Annotated in this window: 1 protein-coding gene; it reads right to left on the bottom strand. The window is 71.2% G+C overall.

Going from position 1 to position 639, the window contains the following annotated elements:
- Nucleotides 1-47 precede the first annotated feature (47 nt).
- Nucleotides 48-557: a peptide deformylase gene (gene def, locus E1182_RS30735; protein ID WP_132271218.1), complete on the bottom strand. Its 510-nt coding sequence runs from the start codon at nt 555-557 to the stop codon at nt 48-50.
- Nucleotides 558-639: the final 82 nt, after the last annotated feature.

Genomic DNA, 639 nt, shown 5'->3' on the forward strand with positions numbered 1-639 from the left:
GTTCCCAGCCGGCGCCGCATCGGGAGGTGGGCTGGGGTGTGGGTGGGTCAGCGGCGGCTGGTCGGTGAGTCGAACCGGCCGGCGCGGATTTCGCGTAGTGCCTGCCGGCGGATCTGCCCTTGGAGGGTGTCGACGTAGAGGCGACCGCGCAGGTGGTCGGTTTCGTGCTGGAGGGCGCGGGCGAGGAACCCGCTGCCGGAGATGGTGAGGGGTTCGCCGTGCCGGTCGACGCCGCGTACGGTGGCGTGCATGGCGCGGCGGGTCGGGAAGTACAGGCCGGGGATGGACAGGCAGCCTTCGTCGTCGTCCTGGGTGTCGTCGGACAGTTCGATACTCGGGTTGATCATGTGTCCGCGGTGGCCGTCGGCGTCGTAGACGAACACCTGGGCGTCGACGCCGATCTGCGGGGCGGCGACGCCGGCGCGTCCGGGTGCACCGAGCAGGGTGCCCATCAGGTCGTCGACCAGGCGCTGCAGTTCGCGGTCGAAGCTGGTCACCGGGGTGCAGGCGGTGCGCAGGACGGGGTCACCGATGATCCGGATCGGGCGTACGGTCATGGGTGGAAGCCTATCCGCGCGGCGGCGTCGATGGTGGTGTCCCGGCGCGGGTGCCGATGAGGGCGGCCACGCCGTCGAGGAT

The organism is Micromonospora sp. KC721 (genome assembly GCF_004348355.1).
In the GTDB taxonomy this organism is placed as follows: Bacteria; Actinomycetota; Actinomycetes; order Mycobacteriales; family Micromonosporaceae; genus Micromonospora.